Origin of the sequence: Pseudomonas sp. Sample_9 (assembly GCF_004307535.1) — a bacterium.
GTDB lineage: Bacteria > Pseudomonadota > Gammaproteobacteria > Pseudomonadales > Pseudomonadaceae > Aquipseudomonas > Aquipseudomonas mercuritolerans.
Window position 1 is genome coordinate 29952 of record NZ_RAZO01000459.1, and the last position, 14773, is coordinate 44724.

17 protein-coding genes and 1 pseudogene are annotated in these 14773 nt (G+C 61.4%); 5 read left to right on the top strand and 13 right to left on the bottom strand.

Going from position 1 to position 14773, the window contains the following annotated elements; genetic code table 11:
* The 3 genes from D6877_RS26190 to D6877_RS26200 form a co-directional block, all read right to left on the bottom strand.
* The coding region (locus D6877_RS26190) for a prolipoprotein diacylglyceryl transferase family protein (RefSeq protein ID WP_178083754.1) at window positions 1-285 on the bottom strand (285 nt) is incomplete at its 3' end.
* Complete coding sequence (gene dsbD, locus D6877_RS26195) at window positions 285-2018, bottom strand: protein-disulfide reductase DsbD (RefSeq protein ID WP_130912586.1); 1734 nt, start codon at window positions 2016-2018, stop codon at window positions 285-287. The genes dsbD and D6877_RS26190, both read right to left, overlap by 1 nt.
* A gap of 97 nt (window positions 2019-2115) precedes the next feature.
* The gene (locus D6877_RS26200) at window positions 2116-2808 is read right to left on the bottom strand and encodes a hypothetical protein (protein WP_130912587.1); all 693 of its coding nucleotides are present in this window, start codon (window positions 2806-2808) and stop codon (window positions 2116-2118) included.
* A 251-nt stretch (window positions 2809-3059) separates the two neighbouring features.
* On the opposite strand from D6877_RS26200, the gene D6877_RS26205 reads away from it, so the two are divergent.
* Both D6877_RS26205 and D6877_RS26210 read left to right on the top strand, forming a co-directional pair.
* Complete coding sequence (locus D6877_RS26205) at window positions 3060-3740, top strand: response regulator (RefSeq protein ID WP_042607836.1); 681 nt, start codon at window positions 3060-3062, stop codon at window positions 3738-3740.
* A complete protein-coding gene (locus D6877_RS26210; RefSeq protein WP_130912588.1) occupies window positions 3740-5062 on the top strand; it encodes an ATP-binding protein in 1323 nt (440 codons plus the stop codon). The genes D6877_RS26205 and D6877_RS26210 overlap by 1 nt, the downstream gene beginning before the upstream one ends.
* 16 nt (window positions 5063-5078) lie before the next feature.
* Here the strand turns inward: D6877_RS26210 and D6877_RS30110 are convergent.
* Window positions 5079-5168: pseudogene (locus tag D6877_RS30110) on the bottom strand (metal ABC transporter ATP-binding protein); the annotation flags it as partial.
* Window positions 5169-5278: 110 nt separating this feature from the next.
* On the opposite strand from D6877_RS30110, the gene D6877_RS26215 reads away from it, so the two are divergent.
* The 3 genes from D6877_RS26215 (at window position 5279) to D6877_RS26225 (ending at window position 7625) form a co-directional block, all read left to right on the top strand.
* Entirely contained in the window at window positions 5279-5764 is a 486-nt protein-coding gene (locus D6877_RS26215; protein ID WP_130912589.1) for a GNAT family N-acetyltransferase, read from the top strand.
* A 141-nt stretch (window positions 5765-5905) separates the two neighbouring features.
* Window positions 5906-7318, top strand: coding sequence for an aspartate aminotransferase family protein (locus D6877_RS26220; protein ID WP_130912590.1), 1413 nt, complete (start codon window positions 5906-5908; stop codon window positions 7316-7318).
* Window positions 7319-7400: 82 nt separating this feature from the next.
* Window positions 7401-7625: an MbtH family protein gene (locus D6877_RS26225; protein ID WP_130912591.1), complete on the top strand. Its 225-nt coding sequence runs from the start codon at window positions 7401-7403 to the stop codon at window positions 7623-7625.
* A 175-nt stretch (window positions 7626-7800) separates the two neighbouring features.
* Here D6877_RS26225 and D6877_RS26230 read toward each other — a convergent pair whose 3' ends face one another.
* The 9 genes from D6877_RS26230 to D6877_RS26270 form a co-directional block, all read right to left on the bottom strand.
* Window positions 7801-8706: a zinc ABC transporter substrate-binding protein gene (locus D6877_RS26230; RefSeq protein WP_130912592.1), complete on the bottom strand. Its 906-nt coding sequence runs from the start codon at window positions 8704-8706 to the stop codon at window positions 7801-7803.
* Window positions 8707-9606: a metal ABC transporter permease gene (locus D6877_RS26235; RefSeq protein WP_007917717.1), complete on the bottom strand. Its 900-nt coding sequence runs from the start codon at window positions 9604-9606 to the stop codon at window positions 8707-8709.
* Entirely contained in the window at window positions 9606-10457 is an 852-nt protein-coding gene (locus D6877_RS26240; protein WP_130912593.1) for a metal ABC transporter ATP-binding protein, read from the bottom strand. Before D6877_RS26240 ends, D6877_RS26235 begins: the two co-directional genes overlap by 1 nt.
* Window positions 10454-11383: a metal ABC transporter substrate-binding protein gene (locus tag D6877_RS26245; protein WP_130912594.1), complete on the bottom strand. Its 930-nt coding sequence runs from the start codon at window positions 11381-11383 to the stop codon at window positions 10454-10456. The genes D6877_RS26240 and D6877_RS26245 overlap by 4 nt, the downstream gene beginning before the upstream one ends.
* A 35-nt stretch (window positions 11384-11418) precedes the next feature.
* Window positions 11419-11994, bottom strand: coding sequence for a DUF6162 family protein (locus D6877_RS26250; protein ID WP_130912595.1), 576 nt, complete (start codon window positions 11992-11994; stop codon window positions 11419-11421).
* Entirely contained in the window at window positions 11991-12329 is a 339-nt protein-coding gene (locus tag D6877_RS26255; protein ID WP_130912596.1) for a hypothetical protein, read from the bottom strand. The genes D6877_RS26250 and D6877_RS26255 overlap by 4 nt, the downstream gene beginning before the upstream one ends.
* Window positions 12326-12868 (bottom strand): hypothetical protein, encoded by a 543-nt coding sequence (locus D6877_RS26260; protein ID WP_064361579.1) that lies wholly within the window; start codon window positions 12866-12868, stop codon window positions 12326-12328. The genes D6877_RS26255 and D6877_RS26260 overlap by 4 nt, the downstream gene beginning before the upstream one ends.
* Window positions 12865-14064 (bottom strand): PepSY domain-containing protein, encoded by a 1200-nt coding sequence (locus tag D6877_RS26265; RefSeq protein ID WP_130912597.1) that lies wholly within the window; start codon window positions 14062-14064, stop codon window positions 12865-12867. The genes D6877_RS26260 and D6877_RS26265 overlap by 4 nt, the downstream gene beginning before the upstream one ends.
* A 216-nt stretch (window positions 14065-14280) precedes the next feature.
* Window positions 14281-14739: a VOC family protein gene (locus D6877_RS26270; protein WP_095182163.1), complete on the bottom strand. Its 459-nt coding sequence runs from the start codon at window positions 14737-14739 to the stop codon at window positions 14281-14283.
* Between the last annotated feature and the right edge of the window lie 34 nt (window positions 14740-14773).

Here is a 14773-nt window from a genome sequence, read left to right on the forward strand (position 1 = left end):
CGCCGCCAGCAGCAGCACGATCACTCCGGGCCAAGCGAGGAAACCGCCGTCGCGCAGATCGATGATCTGCCACGGGTCATTGCGATAGTGCGACCAGTACAGCGCGACAAACGCAATGCGCGCCGCGAGCATGCCCAGCAAGAACAGGCTGAACAGCGCTGACTCGGGGTTATCGCCACCGCGCTTGGCCACTCGCCAGCCGACAAATGTCGCCAGCGCCAGAGCACTGATCAGCAGCAGGTGGTTGAGCGCGATGGCGAAGGTGCCGAGGGTGAACGTCAGCATCAGTTGGCGTCTCGGGTGGCGGACCAGCGTTGCAGGAAGGTGTCGGCATCGACCTCGCCGGTGATGCGCTGGCTGCGGCGTTCTTCGCCGTCAGCGCCGATCCAGATGAACGTCGGCGGCCCCGGCACTTTATAGCGACTGAGCAGCTCGCGGCTGGCAGCGTTGTCGGCGGTCACATCCAGGCGCAGCAGGCGCACATCGCTCAGGGCCTGCATGACCTTGGCTTCACCGAAGACCTTCTTTTCCATGACTTTGCACGACACGCACCAGTCGGCGTAGTAATCGAGCAGCACCCACTGACCCTGGGCCTTGGCCGCGTCGAGTTCACGTTGCAGGGCGGCCGGTTCCTTGATTGTGCTGAAGGCATCGTGACCCGTCGGCGCCGCGCTGACGACAGGGCCGGCGCTGTAGACCTGCAAAGGCTGATACGGATCCTCGCTGCCACCCGCCGCACCGATCACCAACAAGCTGCCCCACAAACCGAGCAACAAGGACAGGGCGCCGAACATCTGCGCGACGCGGCCAAACCCTGCGGATTGTTTCCAGGCGCTGTAAGCGGCGATCAACAGCAAGGCGCCACACAGTCCCAGCCACAACGACGGATCCAGTACCGAGCGCAGCATCAACAATGCAGTGGCAAGAAAGAGGAAGCCGAATATGCCCTTGAGCAGATTCATCCACGCGCCGGGTTTCGGCAGGAAACGGTTGCCCACTGTGACCAGCAGCAACAGCGGCACACCGATGCCGATGCCCAGTGCAAACAGAATCAGACCGCCGTGCAACGCGTTACCGCTTTGCGCGATGTACAGCAGCGCGCCGGCCAGTGGCGCGGTCATGCATGGCCCAACCAACAGACCGGACAACGCGCCCAGCACCCCGGCGCCGATCAGGCTGCCGCCGCTGCGGCTGCGCGACGCATGTTCAAGGCGATCACGCAGGGCCACCGGCAGTTGCAGCTCGAAGAAGCCGAACATCGGCAATGCCAGCACCACGAAAATGGCGGCAAATGCGCCGAGCAACCAAGGATTCTGCAACCAGGCTTGCAGGTTCGCACCGAGCAGCGCAGCAATCACGCCCATCGCCGCATACACCAGCGCCATGCAGATCACGTAGCTGCTGGCCAAGGCAAAGCCGCGCCGTGGTGTTGCGCCACTGCCGACAATCATGCCGGCCAGAATCGGCAGCATCGGCAGCGAACACGGAGTGAACGCCAACAGCAGGCCGAGGCCGAAGAACACCAGCAGGCTCCAGCCCAGCGCCCGTTGTTGCAGGCTGCTGGCCAACGCCTGATCCGGCGCTTCACTGCCCGTTGTTGCTGCGGCTTTGCCACCCAGGTCGATCACCCGGGTCTGCGGTGGATAGCACAGGCCGGCATCGGCACAGCCCTGATAACTGACCTTGATCTGACCGCTGGCCGCCGCCGGGATCTTCACTTCCAGCCCTTGGCGATAGACCGGCTGCTCGCCGAAGAACTCATCGCTGTGGGATTCGCCTTCAGGCAACACCGGCTGCTGGTCGGCGGCCAGTCCGTCGAATTTCAAACGTTTCTGATAGAGGTAGTAGCCGTCGGTGATCTGCCAGAACAGCTGGGTTTCGCCCGACTCCAGACGCTCGGAGGTCAGTACGAATGCCTTGTCGACGGGTAAAAAGTCCGGCTTGGACTCGAACGGATTGTTTCCGGCCTGAGCCAGACCGGAAATCAGTAAAGCCAACAGAAGAAAAAAATGACGCATGGAGGAGCCTTGTCCCTGTGCAAGTGGGGTGCAGGATGGGCGGCGGCGATTAACCGATAATTAACCCTATCCTACTAGCCTCGCCGGGATTGACCAATCAGCCGCGCAGCAGGCCGGGCCAGTTATCGTCATTGATGGTTCGGGGGCCGGACACCAGTCGGTCGGACTGAATGTTGTAGGTCAAATACTCATTGTTGGTAAGGAAGATGTACCAGTAACTGTCTGCGAGTGTTCGGTCATTCTGTGCAGCGGTAATAATTCGGTCTTTATAGGGTTTCAGCGCGCCCAGTTGATATTCGCCGAAACGGTTGCGTGTCACGGTCTTGGCCTTGAAGTTGAACGATAGATAGTGCCCGTCATTGAGAATGAATCGGAACAGAAAGGGGTGGCCGGTAAGTTGAAACCAAGTGCCAGCGATGATCTTGTCAAAGTATGGAAGAATCGGCTTCCACGCTGAGTCGGCTACTTTGTAGAAGGCGGCAACTTTATCCTTGTCCTGATCATACTTGCACACCATCGGGGTTGTTCCCTGATAGAAGAACAACCATGCAATATCCTCGTCACTTCCGGCATTCCAGCCGAACGAAGTGGTGGTCAAACCGAAGCGCAGATCCTTTGTATAGGGATCGAAAGTATCCCAGCTGCCTGCGGTGGAGGCTGGGTAATTTGCCGATACGCTATTGCTTCCCAGATCAAAGCGCGAATAAGTGTCGGTGTCCTTGAAGAAAAAATAAATTCGATCAGGACCCGAGCGCCAATCTATCGCGACGAAGTGATTCAAGTTGCTCATGTTTCAAGTTCCTTTTGAATGTGGTTTTGAAGTTAGGGCGAAACTAAATGAACTCATGTTTTCGATAAAGTCGGGATGTGTTTCTGGATCGGTAGCCCGAATCGGCAATAGTTTGACTGTATGCTTGGCATCCGCTGCTGGACATGACAATTCGCGATGTTCTCGTGCAGCTTCCCGAACTCGACATGTACCGCCATAATTGCGCCTTAATCCTCGCCTGCTTCACTCGCGTTTTTATTCATGGAGCCCCCATGCACGTATTGGTTTGCGAAGACGATGAGCTGATCGCCAGCGGCATCGTTGCCGGGCTTACGGCTCAGGGCCTGACTGTCGAGCACGTCAACACCGCGTCTAAGGCGCGGGCGATGCTCAAGGTCGCTGAATTCGACGTGATGGTGCTCGATCTCGGCCTGCCCGACGAAGACGGCCTCAAGTTGCTCCAACAGCTGCGGCAGAGCGGCCTGGAGATCCCCGTGCTGATCCTCACCGCCCGTGATTCGGTGACTGATCGAGTCGACGGCTTGCAGGCCGGCGCCGACGACTACCTGCTCAAGCCTTTCGACCTGCGCGAACTGTTCGCTCGCCTGCAAACCCTGTTGCGCCGGGTGGCCGGGCGCAGCGTCAATCTGATCGAACACGGCGCGCTCACCTACGACCCGAGCAGCCGCGAAACCCGACTCGCCGGGCAGCCGGTGGACCTGTCGCGCCGCGAGCAGTCTCTGTTGCAGGCATTGCTGCACAATCGCGGCCGGGTGCTGTCGACCGAGCAATTGAAGGACAGCGTCTACGGCTTCAACGACGAGCTGGAAAGCAACGCACTGAACGTGCATATCCATCATCTACGCAGCAAGCTTGGCAAAGGCATTGTCGAAACCGTGCGTGGTCTGGGCTATCGCCTCGGGCCTGCCGATGGCGGAGAGCAAGGCAAGTGATGAGTCTGCGCCTGCGCCTGAGCCTGACGCTCGGCGCCGCCTTCGCGTTGATCTGGGCGCTGGCGGCGGCATGGATGCTCAGCGATCTGCGCAATCAGATGATGTTTTCCCTCGACCAGCGTCTGGTGGCCTCGGCGCGCATGGTCGCCGGTTTGCTCGAGCAATTGCCGACGCTGCCGAGCAAGGGCGAGGGTACCCACTTCAGCGCCGAACAGCTGAACATTCCCGGCGGGATGGCCTGTCAGGTCAGCTCATTGCGCGGCGAAATCCTTGCCCGTAGCCACAACAATCCCGAACAAGCGCTGGAAGCGGAAAAAATGGGCTTCCACGATCAGATGATCGACGGCGCACCGTGGCGCAGTTTCACCCTGGCCCGGGGCGATGTGCGCATCACTACGGCGGATCGGCAGATCGAACGCGAAGCCTTGAACATGTCGATTCTGCTCGCCGCTTCGGTGCCGGTCGGTGTGGCCTTGCTGGGTTGCCTGTGCCTGCTGTGGCTGGGCATCGGCCAGGGTCTTGCACCACTTAATCGCCTGCGTGAGGCGCTGATGCGGCGCAACGCCGATTCCCTTGAGCCATTGCAGTTGCAGGCCTTTCCCAGCGAATTGAAGCCGTTGCTGGAAACCCAGAATCAATTGTTCCAGCGCATCGGCAAGACCATCGAGCGTGAACGTCGCCTGACCGGTGACGCCGCGCATGAACTGCGCAGCCCGCTGACGGCGATCAAGACCCACCTGCAAGTGGCGCGCATGACCGACGGCAGTGCCCGCGATCAATCGCTGGCCCGCGCCGAGGAGGGCGCCGATCGCCTGCACCGCACCCTTGAACAGTTGCTGCTGCTGGCGCGGGTCGAAGGCAGCCTGTCGTTCGATGACGGCTCGCAATGCAGCGCCGAGCAAGTGGCCAGGCTGGCGATTCAGGACGCCACCGGCGGTGAACGGCTGCGGATCAGACTGCACGTGCCGGACGACCTCTCCGCCGCGCCGCTGCAAATGCCTGCCGTGCTGGCGATTGCTGCATTGCGCAACCTGCTCGACAACGCCCTGCGCCATACGCCTGAAGATTGTGCGGTCGAGGTCAATCTCGAAAGCATCGGCAACCGCGTGCGTTTTGTCGTGCGTGACCATGGCCCGGGGATTGCGCCGGATGACTTGCAGCATCTGACCCAGCGCTTCTGGCGCAACGGCCAGAGCACCGGTTGCGGCTTGGGGCTGGCGATTGTCCAGGCGATCGTCCAGCGCTGTGACTGCGCCCTGCATTTCGACAGCCGCGCGGATGGCTTGCGGGTCGAGCTGACCATGCCGTTGCAACCCCTCTGATCGCACCTCAGATCCCCTGTGGAAGCGAGCCTGCTCGCGAATGCGGTAAGTCATTCAACATCGACGTTGACTGGCCTGACGCTTTCGCGAGCAGGCTCGCTCCCACAAAAGAACATGTTCTGGCACATCAAATGTAACTTCTCGGCGTTGGCTATCCGTGAGGGTTGGGGCTAAGGTCAACGCAGCTTTGACTCAATGGATTGAGGGAACTGCGCCATGGAAGCACCCGTCTGCATACGTTCGGCCACCTTGGCCGACTCCGGCATCATCAATCGTATCGTCGAGCGTTCGATCCGCGTCGGATGCGCACTCGATCACCGCAATGATCCGCTGCTCGTCAGTCACTGGCTCGGTCGCTCCTGCGTCGACCTCATCAGTAGCCGTCTCGCCGACCCGCACTTCTATCTTTGTACCGCTTCGTTCGAAGACAAACCGGTTGGTGTGGGCATGGCCCGGGCCAATGGCGAAATCCTGCTGTGTTACGTCCAGCCTGAATCCTTCCGCCGAGGCGTCGGTCGGGCGCTGATGCACAATCTCGAGGGTTGGTTGCGGGTTCGCGGTGCGCGCAATGTTCATCTCAACAGCACCCGCACCGCCGAGGCATTCTATCGGCATCTGGGTTACCGACAAACCGCGCCACCCGGCCTCTCCAACGGCTTGCAGACCGTGCCGCTGCACAAACCTTTGTCCTTATCGGCCTGACAACTCGATCAGGGGTGTAAATCCGCACCGCGCTGAAGCGTTTCCAGAACAGGAAACCTGCAAGTGCGCCCCGCGACCGGAACGCGCATCTGTCGGTGTGCTGTTTTGGTCAATATTCATAGCGAATTGAGGGGTCGAGAGATGTCAGTCGCCACCAGTCTTATCGAAGCGTCATCGGCCCGGGTCGCCTCGGCGCCGGCAGAAACCTTGTACGAATTCAACGAATCCCCGTTGCTGGCGCGGCAGAGCCGGCAGGAGTCCAATGCGCGCAGCTATCCTCGGCGTATTCCGCTGGCGCTCAAGCGTGCCAAGGGCCTGTATGTCGAGGATGTTGAAGGACGTACATTCATCGACTGCCTGGCTGGAGCCGGCACGCTGGCGCTGGGGCATAACCACCCGGTGGTGATCGAGGCGATCCAGCAAGTGCTGGCCGATGAGTTGCCGCTGCACACCCTCGACCTGACCACGCCGGTCAAGGATCAATTCGTCCAGGACCTGTTCGGCCTGCTGCCGACGGAGCTGGCGGCGCAGGCGAAAATCCAGTTTTGTGGCCCGACCGGCACCGACGCCGTGGAAGCAGCGCTGAAACTGGTACGCACCGCAACCGGGCGCAGCACCGTGCTGTCATTTTCCGGCGGTTATCACGGCATGAGTCAGGGGGCGTTGAGCCTGATGGGCAGCCTGGGGCCGAAAAAACCATTGGGTGCGTTGCTCAGCAACGGCGTGCAGTTCATGCCTTTTCCCTACGATTACCGTTGCCCGTTCGGTCTCGGCGGCGCAGCGGGCGTCAATGCCAATCTGAGTTATCTGGAAAACCTGCTCAACGATCCCGAGGCTGGTGTGCAATTGCCGGCGGCGGTGATTGTCGAGGCGGTGCAGGGCGAGGGCGGCGTGATACCGGCGGACATCGAGTGGTTGCGCGGCTTGCGCCGGATCACCGAGAAGGCCGGTGTGGCGTTGATCGTTGATGAGATCCAGAGCGGTTTCGCCCGTACCGGCAAGATGTTTGCCTTTGAACACGCGGGTATCGTTCCGGATGTAGTTGTACTGTCCAAAGCTATCGGTGGCAGCCTGCCGTTGGCGGTGGTGGTTTACCGCGACTGGCTCGACACCTGGCAACCGGGCGCCCATGCCGGCACGTTCCGTGGCAATCAGATGGCCATGGCCGCCGGTTCAGCGGTGATGCGCTATCTGGTGGAGCACAAGGTTTGCGAGCACGCCGCCGCCATGGGTGATCGACTCAGCGAGCATCTGCACATCCTGCAACGCGACTTCCCGCAACTCGGCGATATCCGTGGTCGCGGCCTGATGCTCGGCGTCGAACTGGTCGACCCGAACGGCGCGCCCGACGCGCTCGGTCATCCGCCAGCGTTTGCGCGTCTGGCGCCGCTGGTGCAGCGAGAATGCCTCAAGCGTGGCCTGATTCTGGAGCTGGGCGGTCGCCATGGCGCGGTCGTGCGCTTCCTGCCGCCGCTGGTGATCACTGCCGCGGAAATCGACCGGGTGGCCGAGATCTTCGGTCGCGCATTGGCCGCTGCCACCGCCGCGCTGTAAATTTTTCCGCGCGGCGAACGTTCTTTCTACATACCCGGCTGCATTCCTTGTGCAGCCGACCTTACAACGATGGAGAACCAGCATGACGTCAGTATTCGACCGCGAGGACATCCTCTTTCAGGTCGTGGTCAACCACGAAGAGCAATACTCGATCTGGCCCGATTACAAATCCGTGCCGCAAGGCTGGCGCACCGTGGGCAAGAGCGGCCTGAAAAAGGAATGCCTGGCCTATATCGAAGAAGTCTGGACCGACATGCGCCCATTGAGCCTGCGCCAGAAGATGGATGCGCAAGTCGCGGCGCAATAAGCGCCCGGGCATAAAAACCCGCTGGACCAGTGATGGTCAGCGGGTTTTTTCATGTCTGGAGAGTGACGTTGTGGGTGCGGGCCTCTTCGCGAGCAGGCTCGCTCCCACAGGGGATCGCATTTCAACTGTGGGAGCGAGCCTGCTCGCGAAGAACGATAACGCGGATTTACTGAAACTACGCTCCGCTCAACCCCTTGAGCAACAAATCCACATTCCCCTCCAACTCCGCCAGCGGATCTGCCGCATCGGTACTCAACACCACCAGTCGGCTACCGGATTCAGCAATTGCCGCTTTCACCGGCTCCGCGGGCTGGCGATGATGCAGCACCACCGCCACGTCGTTGTCCTTGAGCGTCGCCGTCAGCTTCTTCAGTGCTTCCGGCGTCCACTCGGTATCGGGACGCGCGTCCTGTCCGGCCAGTTCGAGATTGAGGCTGCCAATCAGGTAGCCGAAGTGATCGCTCAGGCTCATCACGCTCAGGTTGTCCGCTTCGGCCAGACGCGCTTCGGTGTCGGCGCTGAGTTTCAGCAGACGCTGTTTCAACGCTGCCAGGTTGGCTTCGATCGCAGGTTTGGCGCTCGGTGCCAGGCGCACCAGGTCTGCCGCCATCACGTCGGCCATGCGCCCCATGTTGTTGCTCGCCAGCCATGGCTGGCTGTTCAGGCCATCAACCTGCAGGCCCGGCTGCACGGCGATGCCGGGCAGGGCACCGTCGACCGGGCGCGCAGCGTCGACTTCGACGATACGAATGTTGCTACGGCGCGCGATCGGGTACAGCGGATCATCGGCCCACAGCGAACGCAGACCGATTACCGCGTCCGCGTCGGTGGCCAGTTTACTCAGCGCCGGAGCGCCACGGCCGGTGAAATACGCAGTCTGACGGCTACCCGGAAGGTTGGCCGGCGCCGCGCGTTCGAGGTTGACGTTCGTGCCCTTGAGCAATGCTTCGCCCAATCCATAGGTGATCGGTAACGAGGCCAGAACGCGCAACGGTTTCGCAGTTTCAGCCGCCATCAACGGAGTGCAGACCACGCCACACAGGGCCATGGCCAGAGTCAGGTTACGCAATGAAAAAGCCATTTATCCAAGGTTCCCTTTCAGGCTGGGGACGACGCCGCGCGCAATGGCGGCGAGGGCGAAAGCGATGCCGGCGACCAGAATGATCGCGGCGCCGGACGGGATCGGCAGATCGAATACGATCGGCGCAAGAATCCCGCACAGGGTGCTGACGGTAGCGATCAGCACCGAGCACCAGAAAAACCCTTTCAGCGACTGACTGAGCAAGCGCGCCGCTGCCGCAGGAATCACCAGCAAGGCACCGACCAGAATCGCGCCAATCACCTTCACTGCCGCGACGGTGATCAAGGTCACCAGGATCACGAACAGGTAATCCAGGGTCTTCACCGCTACGCCACGCACCGCCGCCAGTTGCGGATTGAAACTGGCGAGCATGATGCGGTTGTACAGCGGCAGGGCGAGGGCCATGACCAGCGAACCGACGATGGCCAGCACCGCCAGATCATTGCCGTTGACGGTCAACACCGAACCGAACAGCACGTTTTCCAGAATGTGCACGTTGATCTTGCCGGCGAGAATCAGCAGCAGGCTCGCGCCCAGTGCCAGTGACACCGAGAGAAACACGCCGATCAGCGTATCCGGTGCCAGCCCTGTGCGGTTGCGCAAGTAATTGAGCAGGATGCCGAACAGCAGGCAGTAGCCAAACAGGCTGCCGTACGGGCCCGTGTAGGGTTCGCCGAGCAGGATGCCGATGGCGACACCGGTCAACGCGGCATGGCCGACTGCTTCGGAAAAGAACGCGAAGCGCTTGACCACCACCAGCGTGCCGAGCCCGCCGAGCACCGGGCCGATCAGCAGGCCGGCGAGCAGCGCATTGACGACAAAACCGTAGGCCAGCGCTTCCGGCAGATAACCGGAAGACGCCCAACCCTGGACCATCAAACGAAAGGCTTCGTAGCTCATCAGACCGCGCTCCGTGGATGGGTGGAAAACAGCGTCAGCAGACGTTCCGGAGTCAGCGCCTGTTGCGGTGTGGCATCGAACAGCACGCGGCGGTTGAGACCGGTAACCCGATCGGCCAGCCGACCCACCGCTTCCAGGTCATGTTCGATCCACAACACCGTGATGCCCGCCGCGCGCCAGTCAGTCAGCAGACGTTCGAACACCTGGATCCCGGCCTCATCGAGGGCCGACATCGGCTCGTCGAGCACCAGCAGTTGCGGCGCCGGAATCAAGCCCTGCGCGAGCAGTACCCGCTGCCGCTCACCACCGGACAGCGCGCCCATGCGCCGCTTGCGCTTGTCCTGCATGCCGACGCGCTCCAGTGCCTCGCCGATGGCGCCGGCGTAGTGTTTGCTCAAACCGAGAAAGGCCGGACGGCGCTGACACATCGCCGCCATGAAATCGTCGACGGTCATCGGCAAGCCGCGATCGAACTCCAGCGCCTGCGGGACGTAACCAATGGTGCCGGGCTCGCCGGGCCAGTGCAGGCTGAGCCGGCCCTGATGCGGCATCTGCCCGAGCAGGGTCTTGATCAGCGAACTCTTGCCACCGCCGTTGGGGCCGACCAGCGCATGCACGCTGCCGGGCTGCACCTGGAAGCTGACCTTGTCGAGAATCGTCGTGCGCCCCAGCGTCAGGCTCACTTCCGTAAACTCCAGCGATGGTCCGGTTGTCCCCTGTGGGAGCGAGCCTGCTCGCGAATGCGGTGCGTCATTCAGCGAAGATGTTGCCTGATCCGGCGCCTTCGCGAGCAGGCTCGCTCCCACCGGGTTATTGGTGTTGTCAGGGATCAAGGTTTCTTTCGACGTCATGCCCCCGACTCCTGAATCGCCCGAACCACGGTGTTGAGGTTGCCGGTCATTTCCTTTTCGTACTTGTCGGCGGTGTATTCGCCGTAGGAAATGTGTGACAGCGGGTACAGCTTCACCCCGGATTCACGCTGGATGGTGTCGACGTAGCTGGACGGGAAATCCATCTCCGAGAAGATCACTTTGACGTCGAGTTCACGCAACTGGTCGATGGTCTTTTTCAGCTGACTCGGGCTTGGCTCGATGCCGTGGGCCGGCTCGACCACGGCCGTCACTTCCAGACCGAATTCACGCAACAGATAGTCGTAAGCTGCGTGCACTGTGGCTACGCGCAGTTCGGCGTTGGGTGCCTGGGTCAGTTTGGCCAACGCGTCGGCGCGCATCTGCCGCAGGCGTTTACCGTAAGCGCGGGCGTTTTGCGTGTAGGTCTTGGCGTTTTCCGGGTCGATCTTGCCCAGCTCGCGGGCGATATTGTTGACCTGGGCGATGGAGGCGCTGATCGACAGGAACGTGTGGGGATTGACCACTTTGCCGGCGCCGCGCGCAGCGACACCGGTGGCCGCCAGCAATGGCACGTTTTCGTTCGCTTCGATGGTTTTGACGTTGGGTGTTTCGCTGGCGGCGATCATCCGGTCGGCGAAGTCGTCATGACCGACGCCGTTGAGCACGATCACGTCCAGTCCGCTGATGCGCTTGATGTCTTCGGCGCGCGGTTCGTAGGCGTGCGGATTGAAGCCCGCAGGAATCAGCGGCACCACTTCGGCCTTGTCGCCGACGATGTTGGCGACATAGCTGTAATACGGATGCAGGGTAATGCCGATGCGCAGGCGTTTGCCTTGCTCGGCGCTGGCCAACGGGCTCAGCAGGCAGGCGCACAGGCCAAGCAGAAACAGGCGCAACAAGGGACGGCGAGGAGATGAAATGGACATGGGCAAGCAGTCTTCTCTCGGATAAAGGCGAGGAATCAATGGCGATGGTCGCGGGTAACCCCGGCATCGAATTGCGCGACGATTTGTTTCCAGCCAGCGGCGGACAGCGCGGCGTCGGACAGATCCTCAGCAGGTGCGGGATCGGCGCTGCGGTTCAGCCAGATGTCCGGCGCCGCGTTGGCGTCAGTGCCGACACGCATCAGAAACGAGCCGGCGACGTCAGGCGTCGCACTGCGTCCGAAATAGGCGCGTTCGGCGAGCATTTGCCATGCGTGACCGCCACGGCTGACCGAACTGGCATCCTGCGCGAACGGCGCAAAGCCTTCTTCGGCGAGCATTTGTGGTGTCGGCAGGGCTTGTTGCTCTTCGCGCAGCAAGCGGATTTCGTCGAGGGTCACTCGCAGGTCGGCATAGATGCCTTGCTCTGCGGCGCTGAGATCGCGGCGGGCGTCGTACTGGTTGCTGGCGACCGGCTCCGGTTCATGGGAAACCCCGCGCCACGCCACCACCGAGCCGGCGACCGCGAGGATCAGCAGGCACAACAGCAGCACGTTGAAGGTTTCATGGCCGGCGCCGGCCGGGCGTACCACTTGCGTCGTCGGGCTACTCATGGGGCTTCGATATCCGCCTGGTCGATTTCCACCACGTGGCCTGGGCCGGCGTCGAACAGCACATAGAACTCACTGCCGGGCTTCTTGAACGTCAGCGTCGAGTCATCACCCAATTTGCCCGGCACCAGAATGGTTTCGTCGTAGCCGATCACGTCGAGGGTCACCCCCGGCGCGCCGCTGCCGTCGGAGAAACCGCCGGTGCATTTGATATGTTCGGCATCGATGGCTTTGCATTCGCACATCGGGTTGTGCGCCAGGGCGCTGGCGCTGAAACCGGCGCTCAGCAGCAGCGCGGCGCTGGCGAGCAAACGGGTCTGAAGGGGTGAGCGAGTCATGGTTTGGCTCCTTGTTTGTTCAGCCACGCAACCGTGGCGGGGGAGGCTTGGCTCAGGGGAATCGCGGCCTGGTGCATGCTGCCGTCCCAGCCTTCCATGGTGATCCACAGCTCGGCGTCAGGTTTGGTCTTTGCCGGGATCGGCATTTGCGTGCCCATGCGATACGGGGTGCCGAAGAAGATCGTGCCGGCGGCGCGCAGGCTCCGCGGTTTGCCGATGCGCAGGTAAGTGGCCTTGACCTGTTCGACGCAGGTATCACAAACGGCGGCAGTGAAATCCTTCATATAGCCGGCCGGCCCGCTCAGGTGCGGCGCCTCTTCACGCAGCTCGGCCAGGCGCAGGCTCCACGGGCCGACCTGAACGGTGCCTATTTCCCGTTGGCCCAGGCCACTGTCGCCGCGAAACAGCGAGGCATCGGCAAAGTATTTCGGCATGAAGCCCAGCGGGATCAGCAACAGCAGGACATTGATGTGGAAACGCCACTTGTGCCAGAAACGCGACAGGCGCGAGGGCGGTGTGACCGAGATGGCTTTGTTCACAGGCTCGCCTCCGAAGGTTCACGGCGCAGCGCCGGTTGGGCGGTGACGCGGTTTTTCTTGTCCTCGCGTTTCAGCGCATTGGCGGTGGCCAGCGCGGTACGCTTGGTCCAGATCAGCAGGCCGCTGAGGATCATCATGCTCAGCAACAGACCGAAGAAGAACCAGATCAACTTGATCCAGATCCCACCGAAGTCGCCGGTGTGCAGCGGGCGCATGGATTCGGTGACGAATTCCAGCGAGGACCGATCGGACAGCAACCGTGAGGAGGCCATTTCGCCGTTGTACGGGTTGAGAGTCGCGGTCTGGTACATCAGCGGATACCAGCCACGGCCGCTGACGCTCATGTGCGAGTAGGCGTTGCCCGGCAGGTTGACGTAACTGGCCTCCAGCCCGGGAATCTTCTGCTGGGCGATTTCGATGGCGCGGTCCAGGCTGATGCGCGGCGGCGGGGTGCCAGCGGCCGAAATCGGCACGCTTTCGCGGGACATCGCCGGAATGATCGGCTCGCTGGAAATTGAAATCTGGTTATCGAAAAGGAAAGCCTTGATCAGGAACCAGATGCCGGTGATGGAAATCACCGCGATGAACCAGATCGACCAGATGCCGCACAGGCGATGGAAGTCGCCCCAGAAGATCCGCGCGCCATGGCGCACGCGCAGGGTCGGGCGCAGAAAGCCTTTCCAGAAGCGCTTGTAGACCACCAGCCCGGTAATCAGCGACACCAGCATCGGCACGCCGAGCAACGACACCAGATACCAGCCCCAGCTATAGCCATTGGTGAACGGCACCAGCCACCAGCCGTGCAGGGCGCGGGTAAAGGCCTTGAAATCGAAGGCCGGCGCGGTGCCCTGGATGACCCCGGTGTACGGATTGACATAGACCGTCAACGAGCGCCCGTCGGGGTAGCTGACTTCGACGTCGAGGGCAAAGTGCGACTCGTCCGGACGATTGATGCTCTGCACCAGGGTTTGCGGCTCGGCTTGTTTGATCGCGGCGAGAATCTGGTCATAGCTCAGTCGCGGTGCGTCGTCCGAAGGTTGACTGGCGCGCATTTGCGGGTTGGCCAGCCAGACAATCTCCTGGCTGACCACCGCCAGCGTGCCGGTGACACACACGATCAACACAAAGAACCAGATCGGCAACGCCAGCCAGCTATGCACCAGGAACCACAGTTTGGAACGGGATTTCTTCGACATGATTGCGCGTCTTGATTGCGGTGGAAGGGGCCGGGCTACGGGCTTCGCAGCACTGAACTCCCCGGGAGGCCGTTCGTGGCTTTTGCCTACGCGAACGGCCTGCATTCCTATAAGACGGATGAGCGAAGAAAATCCCGAAAGCGGATATGAAAGTAAATGTTTCGCAATTACATCGGCGGTGGATTTTTTACCGGTTGATCCGAGGCAAAAAAGCCCTCAGCCTTGGCTGAACATCTCCATCGCCCGCTGGCGAATCTGTTCTTCGCTCAGATCCTCCTTGTGGGTGGCGAGAAACCACAGATGGCCGAACGGATCTCTCAAGGTACCGCTGCGGTCACCGTAAAACTGGTCTTTGACCTCGGAAACGCTTTGCGCCCCGGCATCCAGCGCTTGTTGAAAGGACTGGTCGACATCGGTGACATACAGGTGCAAGCCGATCGACACCGCCTGCTGCGGATTGCTCAGCGGCCCTTGATCGCAAGGCGTGCCGAGCATGATCGCGCTGTCGCCGATGCGCAGCTCGGCGTGGCCGATGTTGCCGTCGGGCATGGTCAGGCGCATGACTTCGCTGGCATTGAAGGCTTTCTTGTAGAACTCGATGGCCTCGGCAGCCTGTTGGATGCCGAGATACGGGGTAATGCTGTGATACCCCTCGGGAATGGGTTTGACGCTCATGACGTTCTCCCTGTTTTTGTTTTCAACAGATGTG